12 protein-coding genes and 1 pseudogene are annotated in these 15971 nt (G+C 66.6%); 8 read left to right on the top strand and 5 right to left on the bottom strand.

Translation table 11 applies throughout. From position 1 onward, the window contains the following. Nucleotides 1-4: 4 nt before the first annotated feature. From KO490_RS06535 to cysQ, 3 genes are all read right to left on the bottom strand, one after another. Complete coding sequence (locus KO490_RS06535) at nucleotides 5-901, bottom strand: UTP--glucose-1-phosphate uridylyltransferase (RefSeq protein WP_216018605.1); 897 nt, start codon at nucleotides 899-901, stop codon at nucleotides 5-7. Nucleotides 902-1103: 202 nt separating this feature from the next. Next, on the bottom strand, nucleotides 1104-1904 hold the full coding sequence (locus tag KO490_RS06530) for a 3-deoxy-manno-octulosonate cytidylyltransferase (protein ID WP_216018604.1): 801 nt from the start codon (nucleotides 1902-1904) through the stop codon (nucleotides 1104-1106). Between the two features lie 3 nt (nucleotides 1905-1907). Then, nucleotides 1908-2705 carry a 3'(2'),5'-bisphosphate nucleotidase CysQ gene (gene cysQ / locus KO490_RS06525; protein ID WP_216018603.1) on the bottom strand — a complete coding sequence of 266 codons (798 nt, stop codon included), beginning with the start codon at nucleotides 2703-2705 and terminating at the stop codon, nucleotides 1908-1910. Nucleotides 2706-2853: 148 nt separating this feature from the next. Here cysQ and KO490_RS06520 point away from each other — a divergent pair, with 148 nt between their 5' ends. The 8 genes and pseudogenes from KO490_RS06520 (at nucleotide 2854) to KO490_RS06480 (ending at nucleotide 12219) form a co-directional block, all read left to right on the top strand. Beyond that, nucleotides 2854-3675, top strand: coding sequence for an ABC transporter permease (locus KO490_RS06520; RefSeq protein ID WP_216018602.1), 822 nt, complete (start codon nucleotides 2854-2856; stop codon nucleotides 3673-3675). 195 nt (nucleotides 3676-3870) lie between these two features. After that, complete coding sequence (gene dnaK, locus KO490_RS06515; protein WP_216018601.1) at nucleotides 3871-5790, top strand: molecular chaperone DnaK; 1920 nt, start codon at nucleotides 3871-3873, stop codon at nucleotides 5788-5790. 84 nt (nucleotides 5791-5874) lie between these two features. Further along, entirely contained in the window at nucleotides 5875-7038 is a 1164-nt protein-coding gene (dnaJ, locus tag KO490_RS06510; RefSeq protein ID WP_216018600.1) for a molecular chaperone DnaJ, read from the top strand. 43 nt (nucleotides 7039-7081) lie between these two features. Beyond that, nucleotides 7082-7846: a DNA repair protein RadC gene (gene radC / locus KO490_RS06505; RefSeq protein ID WP_216018599.1), complete on the top strand. Its 765-nt coding sequence runs from the start codon at nucleotides 7082-7084 to the stop codon at nucleotides 7844-7846. Nucleotides 7847-8003: 157 nt separating this feature from the next. Next, entirely contained in the window at nucleotides 8004-8567 is a 564-nt protein-coding gene (gene petA / locus KO490_RS06500; protein WP_216018598.1) for a ubiquinol-cytochrome c reductase iron-sulfur subunit, read from the top strand. Nucleotides 8568-8578: 11 nt separating this feature from the next. Then, nucleotides 8579-9901, top strand: coding sequence for a cytochrome b (petB, locus tag KO490_RS06495; RefSeq protein WP_216018597.1), 1323 nt, complete (start codon nucleotides 8579-8581; stop codon nucleotides 9899-9901). A 611-nt stretch (nucleotides 9902-10512) separates the two neighbouring features. After that, nucleotides 10513-11235 (top strand): annotated as a pseudogene (locus tag KO490_RS16640) (cytochrome c1); the annotation flags it as partial. A gap of 114 nt (nucleotides 11236-11349) precedes the next feature. Beyond that, nucleotides 11350-12219, top strand: a complete 870-nt coding sequence (locus KO490_RS06480) for a ribokinase (protein ID WP_216018595.1) — start codon at nucleotides 11350-11352, stop codon at nucleotides 12217-12219. On the opposite strand, the gene aroC is transcribed toward KO490_RS06480, so the two are convergent. Next, nucleotides 12216-13316: a chorismate synthase gene (aroC, locus tag KO490_RS06475; RefSeq protein ID WP_216018594.1), complete on the bottom strand. Its 1101-nt coding sequence runs from the start codon at nucleotides 13314-13316 to the stop codon at nucleotides 12216-12218. The genes KO490_RS06480 and aroC overlap by 4 nt on opposite strands. Next, nucleotides 13313-15946 (bottom strand): DNA mismatch repair protein MutS, encoded by a 2634-nt coding sequence (gene mutS / locus KO490_RS06470; protein ID WP_216018593.1) that lies wholly within the window; start codon nucleotides 15944-15946, stop codon nucleotides 13313-13315. The genes aroC and mutS overlap by 4 nt, the downstream gene beginning before the upstream one ends. Nucleotides 15947-15971: the final 25 nt, after the last annotated feature.

Genomic DNA, 15971 nt, shown 5'->3' with positions numbered 1-15971 from the left:
GGAATTACTCGGCCGCGCGGCGCATCGCCATGACGTCGCTGAGATATTCGGCGAATTCGTCCTTCAGGTCGTCGCGCTCCAGGCCGAAGGCCACGGTCGCCTGCAGGAAGCCCGCCTTCGAGCCGCAATCGAAGCGCTGGCCACGGAAGCGCAGGCCGAAGACGTCGCGACCTTCCGCGATCTCGTCGGCGATGGCATCGGTCAGCTGGATCTCGCCACCGGCGCCCTGCTTCAGCTTGTTGAGGTTCTGCATCACGGTCGGCGCAAGGATGTAGCGACCGATCACCGCCAGGTTCGAGGGCTGCGTGCCGGCGGCGGGCTTCTCGACCATGCCCTTGGCACGGACGATCGCGCCCATGTCCTCGGCCACGTCCAGCACCCCATAGGAGGACACCTTCTCGGTCGGGACCTCCATCGTGGCGACCATGCTGCCGCCGGTCTCCTCGTAGGCCTCGATCATCTGCTGCAGGCAGGGCGGCTCGCCCTGGATCACGTCATCGGTCAGGACGACGGCGAAGGGCTCGTCCTCCTGCAGCAGGCGACGCGCGCACCAGACGGCATGGCCCAGGCCCAGGGCCTTGTGCTGGCGGATATAGGCGATGGCGCCCGAATCCATGTTCGTGGCACGCAGGGTTTCCAGCAGCTTGTCCTTGCCGGACTTGCGCAGGCTCGATTCCAGCTCGTGGGCGTGGTCGAAATAGTCCTCGAGCGCACCCTTGCCGCGCGAGGTCACGAAAATGAACTCCTCGATGCCTGCCGCGCGGGCCTCGTCGATCGCGTATTGGATCAGCGGCTTGTCCACCAGCGACAGGATCTCTTTCGGGATGCTCTTGGTGGCCGGCAGGAACCGGGTTCCCAGACCTGCAACCGGAAAGATGGCTTTCGTAACCTTGCGACCCATATCGTCCCTACTTTCTTAACAAGTGGCGAATGTCATCCGCCGGAATTGGCCATCGCGAATAAGCACGCGCGGCCACAATTTTCAATGAGCAGATTATTTGATAGGCATGGTGCCGCCAAGGAAATCCGGCAGCGTTAATAAATTATTCATAAACTGCCCCAAACACGCGCGATTTTATTGGCAATCCCTTTCGGCATTCGCCTCAGGCAATATCCATTTCCCGCATCATCCGCTCGAGCCGCGAAACGTCTTCGGGGTTGTTTAGTTCCCAGAATTGTCGGCCGCGCGCCTCCACCTCGACGCAGAACAGGCTCCGCCCCCGCTCGAGGAAGCGCAGCTGCTCCAGCCCCTCCAGCCGTTCGAGGATGCCTTCGCCCCAGCCCGCATAGGCGTCCAGCGCCTCGGGGCGATAGGCATAGACCCCCACATGGTGAAAGACCGGGCTGGGCGCATCATCCGCGAATTCGCCCGCGGCGAAGGGAATGACCTCCTTCGAGAAGTAGAGCGCGTGCCCGTCATGGCCGAAGACCGCCGTGGTGCCGCCCACGCGCCCGGCATGGCGATCCGCGATCAGGTCGGCGCGCATCCGGCCGGTGCAACGCAGCACCGGGGTCGCGACCTCGGCCCCGGGGGCCGCGCGCAGGCCCGCCACCAGATCCTCGACGAACCAGGCGGGGGTCAGCGGCGCATCGCCCTGCAGGTTCACGACGATCTCGGGGCGGATGCCCATGTTCGCGACGGCCTCGGCGCAGCGTTCGGTTCCGTTGCGGCAGTCGGGGCTGGTCATCACGACCTCGGCCCCGAACCCTTCGGCATGGTCGCGGATGCGGTCGTCATCGGTCGCGACGACCACGCGGTCCACCCCGCCCGCCTGCCGGGCCGCATCCCAGCTGCGGCGGATCAGGCTGCGCGGCCGGCCATCGGCCCCGCGCAGTTCCACGAGGGGCTTGCCCGGATAGCGGGTCGAGGCGAAGCGGGCGGGGATGACGATGACGACCGACATGGCTTACGCCTTCACCAGCAGGACGCCCGGCGCATAGGCGATGAAGAACGGGTTCTCGAAACCGTCCTTGCCATAGCTCAGCGAGGTGTGGTCGTCGAAGCGCACGACCTCGCCGCCGGCACCGCGCAGCACCGCATCACCTGCCGCCGTGTCCCATTCCATCGTCCGGCCCAGCCGCGGATAGAGATCGGCCTCGCCGGTGGCCACCAGGCAGAACTTGAGCGAGCTGCCCGCGCTGGTCATGTCCTTGACGCCGTATTTCGCGATATAGGCGTCGGTCGCCTCGTCGCGATGCGATTTCGAGGCCACGACCATCAGCGCGCGATTGTCGGGCGTGGCATGGACGCCGATGGACCTGGTCGCACCGGGCTGATCGCCGAAGGGGCCCGTCTCCTCGACCGAGCGGCCATCCGCCGTGGTGTAGAACAGCCTTCCCTTGGCAGGGGCATAGACGACGCCCCGAACCGGCACGCCCTTCTCGACATAGGCGATGTTGACGGTGAAATCGCCGCGGCGCTTGATGAACTCCTTGGTGCCGTCCAGCGGATCGACGATCAGGAAGGTGTCCAGCGTCTGGGCATGCGTCTCGGCCTGCTCCTCGGTCACCAGCGGGATGTCGGGAAACGCCGCGCGCAACCCTTCCGAGATCAGCGCGTCGGCGGCCTCGTCCGCGGCGGTCACGGGCGAATCGTCGGATTTCGAACGGGTCTCGAAATCGTCGGCCTCGTAGATCTCCATGATCCTTTCGCCCGCCCGGAGGGCCAATCGGCGCATTTCGGACGTCAGTCGATCGAATTGCATGTATTATCCTTTCCCGTCATGCCTGCAGGCCGCATTGTGCGATGCGTTGCGGAAACTTATGATGCCCATAGGGGACGACGGCAAGCGTCGCGCTTGCGAAGCGGGCCCGGGTGTTGCAGTTGCCCGACGCCGAGCGGAGGAGAAGACCATGTTCCAGCAGCGCCGGACACGGAACATGTTCGAGGCCACCGCCGCGACCCTTGCGCTGATCTATCACCAGACGGTCTACAACATCCGCAGTGCGCATCGGAATCCGATCATCGGGCTGTTGATGGAGGTGGTCCAGGCATCGCTCTTCGTCGTGGTATTCCTGACGATCTTCACGCTGATCGGGATCAAGACTTCGCCCGTGCGCGGCGATTTCCTGCTTTACATCATGTCGGGCATCTTCGTGTATCTCGTCCACATCAAGGCGGTCGGGGCGATATCCGGCAGCCATTCGATATCCTCGGCCCTGACCAAGCACGAGCCGCTGAACGCCGCCGTCCTGATCGCGGGCGCGGCGCTTTCCTGCCTCTATCAGCAGGTGTTCAGCCTCGTGGTCATCCTCGTCTGCTACTACATCTTCTTTCAGCCCTATACGATCCATCAGCCCGTCCCTCTCTTCGCGATGTTCGGTCTTTCCTGGGCCTGCGGATGCGCCGTGGGCCTCGTGCTGCTGGGCATCCGCCCCTGGGCGCCCGGCGCGGCGACCACGGTCAGCGCGCTTTACATGCGGGTGAACATGATGGCTTCGGGCAAGATGTTCCTGGCGAACGCCATGCCGGGATTCCTGCTTCCGTGGTTCTCGTGGAACCCGCTGTTCCACCTGATCGACCAGACGCGGGGGTTCATGTTCATCAACTATACCCCGTTGCGCACCAGCCTGATCTATCCGGTCTATGTCTGCATCGCCGTCTTCATGGTCGGGCTGCTGATCAACTTCGCCACCCGCAAGTACGAATCGCTCAGCTGGGGCGCCGCACGCTGAGGATATCGGCGAAAAACGCCCCGATATCGGCGTTTTTTGCCCCATCGGAGTGCTTGCGGGGCCGAATTGCATCCCTATATACACCCCCGAAGCCGTCCGGAGGTTCCGGGCGAATTTTCGAGCATGGGATCGGGCTGCGGGGGCCAAAACGGACCCGGAGCCCCCGAAATCGCCGCAAGAAAGGTTAGACGAAACATGTCCAAAGTCATCGGCATCGACCTCGGCACCACCAACAGCTGTGTTGCGATCATGGATGGCAGCCAGCCGAAGGTCATCGAGAACAGCGAAGGCGCACGCACGACGCCCTCGATCGTGGGCTTCGCGGAAAACGAGCGTCTGGTCGGTCAGCCCGCCAAGCGCCAGGCTGTCACCAACCCCACCAATACCGTTTTCGCGGTCAAGCGCCTGATCGGCCGTCGCATCGGCGACGAGGCCGTCGAGAAGGACAAGAAGCTGGTTCCCTATTCCATTGTCGACGGCGGCAATGGCGACGCATGGGTCCAGGTCCGCGAAGAGAACTATTCCCCCGCTCAGGTCAGCGCGATGATCCTTCAGAAGATGAAGGAAACCGCCGAATCCTACCTGGGTGAGGAAGTGACGCAGGCCGTCATCACCGTCCCCGCCTATTTCAACGACGCACAGCGCCAGGCCACCAAGGATGCGGGCAAGATCGCGGGCCTCGAAGTCCTGCGCATCATCAACGAGCCGACCGCAGCCGCGCTGGCCTACGGTCTGGACAAGAAGGACACCAAGACGATCGCGGTCTACGACCTCGGCGGCGGGACCTTCGACATCACCATCCTCGAGATCGACGACGGTCTGTTCGAAGTGAAATCGACCAACGGGGACACGTTCCTCGGCGGCGAGGACTTCGACATGCGCATCGTCAACTACCTCGCGGAAGAGTTCAAGAAAGAGCATGGCGTCGATCTGACCTCGGACAAGATGGCCCTTCAGCGCCTGAAGGAAGCCGCCGAGAAGGCCAAGATCGAACTGTCCAGCAGCAGCCAGACCGAGATCAACCAGCCCTTTATCAGCATGGGCTCGAACGGTCAGCCGCTGCACATGGTCATGAAGCTGACCCGGGCGAAGCTGGAAAGCATCGTGGCCGACCTGATCAAGCGCACCATGAAGCCGGTTCAGGACGCCCTGAAGGATGCCGGCTGCGCCAAGGGCGACATCGACGAGGTCGTTCTGGTCGGCGGCATGACCCGCATGCCCAAGGTCGTGGCCGAAGTGACCGAGTTCTTCGGCAAGGAACCCCACAAGGGCGTGAACCCCGACGAGGTCGTGGCACTGGGCGCAGCCATCCAGGCAGGCGTCCTGCAGGGCGACGTCAAGGACGTGGTTCTTCTGGACGTGACCCCGCTGTCCCTGGGCATCGAGACCCTGGGTGGCGTGTTCACCCGCCTGATCGACCGCAACACGACGATCCCGACCAAGAAGTCGCAGATCTTCTCGACCGCCGAGGACAACCAGAACGCCGTCACCATCCGGGTCTTCCAGGGTGAGCGCGAGATGGCTGCCGACAACAAGATGCTGGGCCAGTTCAACCTGGAGAACATCCCGCCCGCACCGCGCGGCATGCCCCAGATCGAGGTGACCTTCGACATCGATGCCAACGGCATCGTGTCGGTTTCCGCCAAGGACAAGGGCACCGGCAAGGAGCAGAAGATCACGATCCAGGCTTCGGGCGGTCTGACCGACGAGGAGATCCAGCGCATGGTTTCCGACGCCGAGGCGAATGCCGAGGCCGACAAGAACCGTCGCGATCTGGTCGAGGCCACCAACCAGGCCGAGAGCCTCATCCACAGCACGCGCAAGTCGCTGGAAGAGCATGGCGACAAGGTCGACAGCTCGACCATCGAGGCGATCGAGCTGGCCGTCGGCGCGCTGGAGGAATCGCTGAAGTCGGAAGATGCGGGCAAGATCCGCGCCGGCATCCAGAACGTCATGGACGCGTCCATGAAGCTGGGCGAGGCGATCTACAAGTCGCAGCAGTCCGAAGGCGAGACCGCGGGCGGCGATGCCGAGGACGGGCCCCGTTCGGCCGATGACGACATCGTCGACGCCGATTTCGAGGATCTGGGCGAAGACGATCAGAAGCGCGGCTGATAGCGGCCGCCACCCGAAACGGGCCGGTCCGCGCAGCCAGCCGGGCCGGCCCACTTCTTTGGGTCAACCAGAACAGGACGACACATGAGCAAGCGTTGCTATTACGAGGTGCTCGGGGTCAGCCGCGGGGCCTCGGCCGACGAAATCAAGAAGGCCTATCGCGGCAAGGCTAAGGAACTGCACCCGGATCGCAACAAGGACGATGCGACGGCCGAATCGCGGTTCAAGGAAGTCAACGAGGCCTATGAATGCCTCAAGGACGACCAGAAGAAATCGGCCTATGACCGCTTCGGCCACGCGGCCTTCGAAGGCGGCGGCGGCGGTTTCGGCGGCGGACGTGCAGGCGGCCATCCGGGCGATTTCGGTGCGGCATTCTCGGACGTGTTCGAGGACCTCTTCGGGGACATGATGGGCCGTCGCGGCGGCGGTGGCGGGCGTTCGCGCGCGCAGCGCGGACAGGATCTGCGCTACAATCTCAGCGTGACGCTGGAGGAAGCCTACGAGGGCATCCAGAAGACCATCACGGTCCGCAGCTCGGTCGCCTGCGAGGAATGCGACGGCACCGGCGCCGAGGGCTCGACCGAGCCGACCGGCTGTCCGACCTGTGCAGGCATGGGCAAGGTCCGTGCGCAGCAGGGCTTCTTCACCATCGAGCGCACCTGCCCCACCTGCGGCGGACAGGGCCAGATCGTCAAGAATCCCTGCAAATCCTGCCATGGTGCAGGCCGGGTCGAACGCGACCGCACGCTGTCAGTCAACATCCCGGCAGGCGTCGAGACCGGCACCCGCATCCGCCTTGCAGGCGAGGGCGAGGCCGGGCTGCGCGGCGGTCCGACGGGCGATCTCTACATCTTCATCGAGGTGGCCGAACACGCGATCTTCATCCGTGACGGACGGATGCTGGCCTGCCAGGTTCCTGTCAGCATGGCGACCGCGGCGCTGGGCGGCGAGGTCGAGGTGCCGACGATCGACGGCGGTCGTGCGCGGGTCAAGGTTCCGGCCGGAAGCCAGACGGGCCGCCAGATGCGCCTGCGCGGCAAGGGCATGCCGCCCCTGCGGCACGGTCCCGGCGCCGGCGGCGATCTGGGCGACATGCTGATCGAGCTGTCGGTCGAGACGCCCGTGAACCTGACCACCCGTCAGCGCGAATTGCTGCGCGAGTTCGAGGCCGAGAAGGCCGACAACAGCCCGCAATCCGACAGCTTCTTCGACAAGGTGAAGACCTTCTGGGAGGGGATGACCCGCTAGCGGGTTAACCCTTCCTTAAGCACGACGGGTCCATGTTCGACGCATGGACCCGAATCGTGCCTTTGGCGAAATGCCCATGCCGCTTTTCAGCCCTGCCGCGGACGACGTGGCGGGGGTCAGACCCGCGAAGGGCACGCCCAGCTATCTTGCAGATCACCGCGCCCGGCTGCGCGACCGCTTCATGCAGGGCGGCGCACAGGCCATGCCCGATTACGAGCTGCTGGAGCTGGTCCTGTTCCGCGCCATTCCGCGCCAGGACGTCAAGCCGCTGGCCCGCCGCCTGATCGAGACCTTCGGCGATTTCAACCGCGTCCTCTCGGCCCCGCCCGCGCGGCTGACGGCGCTGAACGGGGTGGGCCCCGCCGTGGTCACCGAACTGAAGATCGTCGAGGCCGCGGCCCAACGCCTTGCCCGCGCCAAGGTGATCAACCGCCCCCTTCTGTCCAGCTGGGAGGCGCTTCTGGACTACTGCCACACCGCGATGGCCCATCGCGAGGTCGAGCAGTTCCGCGTCCTCTATCTCGACCGCAAGAACGTCCTCGTGGCCGACGAGGAGCAGGCGCGGGGCACGGTCGATCACGTCCCCGTCTACCCGCGCGAGATCATCCGCCGCGCGCTCGAGCTGAACGCCTCGGCGCTGATCCTGGTCCACAACCACCCCTCGGGCGATCCCACGCCCTCGGACCAGGACATCACGATGACCGCGAAGATCGCGCAGGCCGCCGACAGCATGGGCATCACGATCCACGACCACCTGATCATCGGCAAGTCGCGCGAACTCAGCTTCCGTTCGGAAGGTCTGCTCTGACGGCTATGGCCGTCCTGCCGCACCGACGGCGTGCACACGGGCTTATCATCTGGACTGACAAGGATTTGATCGGTAGAAAAGCCTGCGCGAAGGCTGCGCGATCCGCGGCCCGGAACCTCGTATGGCCGGCCCTTCGGCCCGAATTGGAGAATAACCCGTGTCCCACGCAGATGATCACGTAGGCACCCGGAGGGACTTCCTCTATTACGCCACCGCAGGTGCAGGCACCGTGGCGGCAGGTGCCGCCGCCTGGACCCTCGTGAACCAGATGAACCCCTCGGCCGACGTGCAGGCCCTGGCCTCGATCCAGGTCGATGTCAGCGGCGTCTCGGCGGGATCGCAGATCACGGTGCTGTTCCTTGGCAAGCCGGTCTTCATCCGCCGCCGCACCCCCGAGGAGATCGAGGCCGGCCGCGCGGTCGAACTGAACCAGCTGGTCGATCAGAATTCGCAGAACCCCAACATCGCCTCGGGCGAGGCCGCGACCGACGAGAACCGCACGCTGGACGAGGCCGGCGAATGGCTGGTCCAGATCGGCGTCTGCACCCATCTGGGCTGCGTGCCCATCGGTGACGGCGCGGGCGATTTCGGCGGCTGGTTCTGCCCCTGCCACGGCAGCCATTACGACACGGCGGGCCGCATCCGTCGCGGCCCCGCGCCGCAGAACATGCATATTCCCGTGGCGTCGTTCATCGACGACACCACCATCCAGCTGGGCTGAGGAGGGTTCTCATGGCCGGAATTCCGCACGACCATTACGAGCCCAAATCGGGCTTCGAGCGCTGGCTGCACCGCCGTCTTCCGGTGGCGGGCATCCTCTACGACACATTGATGATCCCCACGCCCAAGAACCTGAACTGGATGTGGATCTGGGGCATCGTGCTGACCTTCTGCCTGGGTCTGCAGATCATCACCGGCATCGTGCTGGTCATGCATTACACGCCGCATGTGGACCTGGCCTTCGCCAGCGTCGAACATATCATGCGCAACGTGAACGGCGGCTACATGCTGCGATACCTGCACGCGAACGGCGCCTCGCTGTTCTTCGTGGCGGTCTACATGCACATCTTCCGCAACCTCTATTACGGCAGCTACAAGGCCCCGCGAGAGGTGACCTGGATCATCGGCATGCTGATCTATCTGCTGATGATGGCCACGGCCTTCATGGGCTATGTGCTGCCTTGGGGTCAGATGTCCTTCTGGGGCGCAACCGTGATCACCGGCCTCTTCGGCGCGATCCCCGGCGTGGGCGAGACGATCCAGACCTGGCTTCTGGGCGGACCCGCCGTCGGCAACGCGACGCTGAACCGCTTCTTCTCGCTGCATTATCTGCTGCCCTTCATCATCGCGGGGCTGGTGATCGTCCATATCTGGGCCTTCCACACCACCGGCAACAACAACCCCACCGGGGTCGAGGTGCGCCGCGGCAGCAAGGCCGAGGCCGAGAAGGACACCCTGCCCTTCTGGCCCTATTTCGTGATCAAGGACCTGTTCGCGCTGGCCGTCGTGCTGCTGGTGTTCTTCGCGGTGGTCGGCTTCATGCCGAACTATCTCGGCCACCCCGACAACTATGTCGAGGCGAACGCCCTGCAGACGCCCGCCCACATCGTGCCCGAATGGTACTTCCTGCCCTTCTACGCCATCCTGCGCGCCTTCGACGGCGATGTCTGGCTGGTGCAGCTGGTCAGCTTCCTGTCCTTCGGCATCGTCGATGCGAAGTTCTTCGGCGTGCTGGCGATGTTCGGCGCGATCCTCGTGATGGCGCTGGCCCCCTGGCTCGACACCTCTCGCGTGCGCTCGGGTCGCTATCGCCCGCAGTTCAAGTGGTGGTTCTGGATGCTGGCCGCGGACTTCATGATCCTCATGTGGGCGGGCGCCATGCCGGCCGAGGGGATCTATCCCTATATCGCTCTGGCGGGTGCCGCCTACTGGTTCGCCTATTTCCTCGTGATCCTGCCGCTTCTGGGCGTGATCGAGAAGCCGGTCCCCATGCCGGACACGATCGAGGAAGACTTCAACGCGCATTACGGCGCCAAGGCGACACAGGCCGAGTGAGGAGAACCGGAATGACCTTGAGAACCAAGACCCTCACGGCCGCTCTGGCCCTGATGATCCATGCGGGCGGCATGGCCTGGGCGCAGGACGCCCAGCCCACCACCGACGCCCCGGCGAACGATGCCGTCGAGGCGACCGAAGCGACCACTTCGGACGCAGCCCCCGCCCCCGCCGAGGAGGCCCCCACGGCCCCCGAGGCCGAGGAGGAGCCGGAAGCCGAGGCGACCGCCGATGCCGAGCCCGAGGGCGAGGCCGAAGCAGTCGCGGAACCCGAAGCCGAACCAGAGGCTGAGGCTGAGGCTGAGGCTGAGGCTGAGGCTGAGGCTGAACCGGCTGCCCAGCCCGACGCAACCCCGGCCGAAGGCGGCGCATCCGCGAACGAGGAAGCCGCAGCCGAAGCCCCCGAAGATGCCGAGGCCCCCGCGGCCGAGGGTGAAGCCACCCCGGAGGATGCAGACGTCGCGGCCGACCCGGCCCAGACCGAGGCGACCGAGGACACTGCCGAAGCCGCCGCCCATGACGAGGTCGAGGGCGAAGAAGCGGCACATGCCGAGGAATCGCACGAAGCCCAGGGCGAAGGCCACGGGGCGGACGACAGCGGCGGCGATCACGGCGCGGGCCATATCGAGGATATCGATTACAGCTTCGAAGGCCCGTTCGGCAGCTTCGACCAGTTCCAGGTTCAGCGCGGCCTGCAGATCTATACCGAGGTCTGCTCGGCCTGCCACGGCCTGAAATTCGTGCCGATCCGCACGCTCTCGGACGATGGCGGCCCCGGCCTGCCCGAGGATCAGGTCCGCGCCTATGCGCAGAACCTGCTGCCGATCTTCGACGAGGACACGCAGGAAGAACGCGACCGCCTGCCGACCGACCACTTCCCGGCTGTCACCGGCCAGGGCATGGGTCCGGACCTGTCGCTGATGGCCAAGGCGCGCGCGGGTTTCCACGGCCCCTACGGCACCGGCCTGAACCAGTTCTTCCGCGGTATCGGCGGTCCGGAATACATCCACGCCGTGCTGACCGGCTATACCGGCGAACAGCAGGAACAGGCGGGCACGCTGCTCTATGGCAACGCGGCATTTGCCGGCGGCTGGATCAGCATGGCCCCGCCCCTGTCGGATGACCGCGTCACCTACGAGGACGGCACCCCGGCCACGGTCGACCAGATGGCCACCGATGTCGCGGCCTTCCTGATGTGGACGGCCGAGCCGAAGATGATGGACCGCAAGATGGTGGGCCTTGTGGCCGTGCTGTTCCTGATGGTGCTGTCGGGCCTTCTGTATCTGACCAACAAGCGCATCTGGGCACCGCACAAGGACAAGCTGAAAGGCTGATCCGGCCCCTTGCCTGACGGACAGGACGCGCCCCGGCATCCAGGGCGCGTTTTTTCATGGCTGGACAGCCCCGCCCGCGATCCGCAAAACCGATACCGACAAGCGGAGGATCTCATGGCCATCTGGAATCTGGGTTCGATCAATATCGACCATGTCTACAGGCTGGACAGCCTGCCCAAGCCGGGCGAGACGCTGGCCTCGCGCAGCTATGCCGAAGGCCTAGGCGGCAAGGGCGCGAACCAGTCGGTCGCCGCCGCGCGGGCGGGGTCCGCGACGCATCACCTGGGGGCGATGGGCACGGGCGGCGAATGGGCGCTGGACCGGCTGTGCGATGCCGGGGTCGATGTCGCGAGCGTGGCGCATCTGCCGGACGAGGCCACCGGCCACGCGATCATCCTGCTGGACGCCCAGGCCGAAAATGCCATCGTGATCCATCCCGGCGCGAACTGGGCCATCCCCGAAGACGACATCGCCTCTGCGCTGGATGCGATGGGTGACGGCGATACTCTGCTTCTGCAGAACGAGACGAACGCCCAGGTCGCAGCTGCCCGCAAGGCCCGCGAGAACGGCGCGCGCGTGATCTATTCCGCCGCCCCCTTCGACATCGGGGCCGTGCGTGCCATCCTGCCCCATGCAGACATCCTTGCGATGAACGAACACGAGGCCGCGCAGCTGTTCGCAGCCGAACCCGGCGATCTGCCGGTCGCGGGGCTGCTGATCACCAAGGGTGCGGCGGGTGCGGAATATCGCGACCTGAGGACCGGGCAGATCCATGCGCAGCCCTCGTTCCCGGTCACGCCGGTGGACACGACGGGGGCGGGCGACACCTTCGCGGGCTTCTTCGCGGCGGCGCTGGATCAGGGCGACGATATCCCGGCGGCCTTGCGGCTGGCGGCCGCCGCATCCGCGCTGCAGGTCACGCGGCCCGGCGCGGGCGATGCGATCCCCACCCGCGCCGAGGTCGATGCCTTTTTGAACCCCTAGCCGATGGTGCCGCGCCGACCGCCGGTCTGCGCGCGGTCCAGCAGCAGGTGGTCGAGGATGACGCAGGCGGCCATCGCCTCGGCCACCGGCACGGCGCGGATGCCCACGCAGGGATCGTGGCGGCCCTTGGTGATCAGGTCGATCTGTTCCCCGCGCGAATTGATCGAACGGCGCGGCGTCGTGATCGAGCTGGTCGGCTTGATCGAGAAACGCACCACGATGTCCTGTCCGGTCGAGATCCCGCCGAGGATGCCCCCCGCATGGTTCGACAGGAATTCGGGGCCGTCATCGGTCATGCGGATCTCGTCGGCATTGTCGGTGCCGCGCAGGGCGGCGGCGGCCATCCCCTCGCCGATCTCGACGCCCTTCACGGCGTTGATCGACATCATCGCAGCGGCCAGATCGGTGTCCAGCTTGGCATAGACCGGCGCGCCCAGCCCCGGCGGGCAGCCCTGCACCATCACCTCGATCGCGGCGCCGACGCTGTCCTGCGCCTTGCGGATCCCGTCCAGGTAATCCGACCAGGCCAGCGCACCTTCCGCGTCGGGCAGGAAGAACGGGTTGCCGTCGATCGCGCCCGCATCGAAACGCGCGGGGTCCAGGCGCATCTCGCCCATCTGGACCATGTAGCCGATGATCTTCAGATCCGGCAGCAGGTGGCGCAGCACGGCCTGCGCGACCGCCCCCGCCGCGACCCGCGCCGCGGTTTCCCGCGCGCTGGAGCGACCCCCGCCGCGATAATCGCGATGCCCGTATTTCAGGTGATAGGTGATGTCGGCATGACCGGGCCGGAAGCTGGTCGCGATATCGCCGTAATCCTTGGACCGCTGGTCGGTATTCTCGATCATCAGCTGGATGGGCGTGCCGGTGGTCAGCCCCTCGAAGACGCCCGACAGGATGCGCACCTGGTCGGCCTCGCGGCGCTGCGTGGTGTGCTTGCTGGTGCCGGGGCGGCGGCGATCCATGAAGGTCTGGATGAAGCCCTCGTCCAGGGGGACGCCCGGCGGCACGCCGTCCACGGTCGCGCCCAGTGCGGGCCCGTGGCTTTCGCCCCAGGTGGTGAAGCGGAATTCACGGCCGAAGGTATTGATGCTCACGGGGCGGTCTCCTCGGTCAGGGCCTTGAGTTCATAGATCAGGTCCAGCGCCTCGCGCGGGGACAGGCTGTCGGGATGCACCTTCTTCAGGCGTCCGTCCAGTGCCGAGACGCGCGGCGCGGGGGGTGGCGGGGGCGCGGCGCGGAACAGCGGCAGCTCGTCGATCAGGGCGGCGGGGCGGGCGCCGCCTTCGCGGGCGCCGGTCTCCAGCGTGTCCAGCACGTGGCGCGCGCGTTCGACGACGCTGGCAGGCAGCCCCGCCAGCCGCGCGACCTGCACGCCATAGCTGCGATCGGCGGCCCCCTTGCGCACCTCGTGCAGGAAGATCACCTCTCCCTCCCATTCGCGGACGGTGACGGTGGCGTTCTCGACCCCGTCCAGCTTGGCGCTGAGGGCCGTCATCTCGTGGTAATGGGTCGCGAACAGCGCGCGGCAGCGGTTGGCGGCGTGCAGATGCTCCATCACGGCCCAGGCGATGGACAGCCCGTCCCAGGTCGCGGTGCCGCGACCGATCTCGTCCAGGATCACCAGCGCGCGGTCATCGGCCTGGTTCAGGATGGCGGCGGTTTCCACCATCTCGACCATGAAGGTCGACCGGCCCCGCGCCAGGTCGTCGGCGGCGCCCACGCGGCTGAACAGCTGGCTGACCATGCCGATATGGGCGGACCGCGCGGGCACGAAGGCCCCGGCCTGCGCAAGGACCGCGATCAGGGCGTTCTGGCGCAGGAATGTCGATTTGCCCGCCATGTTCGGGCCGGTCAGCAGCCAGATCGCGGGCGTGCCGCCTGTGGTCAGGTCGCAATCATTGGCGACGAAGCTTTCGGATCTGCGCTTCAGCGCGCGTTCCACGACCGGGTGGCGGCCCCCTTCGATGACGAAGGCACGGCTTTCGTCCACGCGCGGGCGGACCCAGCCCTCGCCCGTGGCGATGTCGGCAAAGGCTGCGGCCAGGTCGATCTCGGCCAGGGCGCGGGCGGCCTGCCCGATCCGGGGGGCGGCATCCAGCACGGCCCTGCGCAGCATGTCGAAGATGCCGCGCTCGATCTCCAGCGCGCGGTCGCGGGCGTTCAGGATGCGGGTCTCCAGCTCCGACAGCTCGACCGTGGTGAAGCGGATCTGGTTCGCGGTCGTCTGGCGGTGGATGAAGGTTTCCGACAGGGGCGGCGTCCGCATCCGGTCGGCATGGGTGGTCGTCGTCTCGATGAAATATCCCAGCACGTTGTTGTGCTTGATCTTCAGGCTGCCGATGCCCGCCAGCGCGGCGTAATCGGCCTGCATCCCCGCGATGACGCCGCGCCCCTCGTCGCGCAGGCGGCGGGTTTCGTCCAGGTCGGCATCGTGGCCGGTCGCGACGAAGCCGCCATCGCGGGCCAGAAGCGGCGGCTCGGCCACCAGCGCCTGGTCCAGCAGGTCGATCAGATCGTCATGGCCGCGCAGGTCGGCCGCGGCATCCAGCAGCAGCGGCGGCGCATCGTCCGGCAGGCGGTCCGCGATGGCCGCGGCCTGCGTCAGGCCCGCGCGGATCGCGGCCAGGTCGCGCGGCCCGCCGCGTTCCAGCGCCAGCCGCGACAGGGCGCGGTCCATGTCGGGCGCGCGCGACAGGGCGCTGCGCAGATCCGCCGTCAGACGCGCGTCCTCCGCCAGCGATTCCACCGCATCGTGGCGCGCATGGATCACCGCCAGATCGCGCGAAGGGGCACTGACGCGGCGTTCCAGCAGCCGCGCGCCGCCCGCCGTCACGGTCCGGTCGATGGCCGCCAGCAGCGACCCTTCGCGCCCGCCGGACAGGGCCTGCGTCAGTTCCAGGTTGCGCCGCGTCGAGGCGTCGATCTGCACCGCGCCGCCCGCGCGTTCGCGCATGGGCGGGCGCATCAGCGGCAGGCGGCCCTTCTGCGTCAGGTCCAGGTATTCAACGATGGCGCCCATCGCCGCCAGCTCGGACCGCGAGAAGCTGCCGAACCCGTCCAGCGTCTCCACCCCATAGAGCGCGGCCAGCCGCCGCGACCCGGCTGCGCTGTCGAAACAGGATGCGGGCAGGTCGGTCAGCGCCGCGCCCGCATCCTCGATCAGGTCGTCCAGTCCCGCGCCTTCGGCGGCCAGCACCTCGCGCGGGGACAGGCGTGCCAGTTCGGGCGCAAGGCGCGGCAGCGGGCATTCCATGACCTGGAACGACCCGGTCGAGATGTCGACCCAGGCCAGCGCGCCTTCGTCCCGGACCTGCGCAAAGGCGGCAAGGAAGTTGTGGCGCCGGGCCTCCAGCAGCGTTTCCTCGGTCAGGGTGCCTGGCGTGACCAGCCGCACCACGTCGCGGGCCACGACCGACTTGCTGCCGCGCTTCTTGGCCTCGGCGGGGTCCTCCATCTGTTCGGCGATGGCCACGCGGAACCCCTTGCGGATCAGCGTCAGAAGATAGCTTTCGGCTGCATGGACCGGCACGCCGCACATCGGGATCGGTTCGCCCAGATGCGTGCCGCGTTTCGTCAGCGCGATGTCCAGCGCGGCGGCGGCGGCGACGGCGTCCTCGAAGAACATCTCGTAGAAGTCGCCCATGCGATAGAACAGCAGCGCACCCGGGTTCGCCTCGCGGATCGCCAGGTACTGCGCCATCATCGGGGTGGGCTGATCGCTCATGTCGGGTCCTTGCGCCTTGTCGCGC

The organism is Paracoccus sp. C2R09 (genome assembly GCF_018860625.1).
In the GTDB taxonomy this organism is placed as follows: Bacteria; Pseudomonadota; Alphaproteobacteria; order Rhodobacterales; family Rhodobacteraceae; genus Paracoccus.
Note: the sequence above shows the minus strand (reverse complement) of the source record. Positions and strands in the feature narration are given on the sequence as shown.